Here is a 281-nt window from a genome sequence, read left to right on the forward strand (position 1 = left end):
ATTTTGTTGTCACCTGGCAGTCTCATGATGGGCAGCAAGGCGATACGTCTCTCTCTGCCATCAAGGCCCGCATTTTTGATGCGGATGGCGTTGAGATTGTCAGCGAATTCCTGATCAATGAGTTTACCAATGGCCGTCAAAGCAGTCCGAGCATTACAGCCCTCGCCAATGGTCACTTCATTGTCACGTGGCAGTCTGAAGACGGGCAGCAAGGCGATACGTCCAATTCTGCCATCAAAGCCCGTATTTTTGGTGCGGATGGTAACGAGATCGTCAGTGAG

At 51.2% G+C, this 281-nt stretch carries 1 protein-coding gene; it reads left to right on the plus strand.

Annotation, left to right across the window (positions count from 1 at the left end; all coding sequences use genetic code 11):
- Window positions 1–281: hypothetical protein (locus tag ACFWW2_RS16130; protein ID WP_393929579.1), on the plus strand; the 281-nt coding region annotated here is incomplete at both ends.

Origin of the sequence: Yoonia sp. R2-816 (assembly GCF_046762905.1) — a bacterium.
Classification (GTDB): Bacteria; Pseudomonadota; Alphaproteobacteria; order Rhodobacterales; family Rhodobacteraceae; genus Yoonia.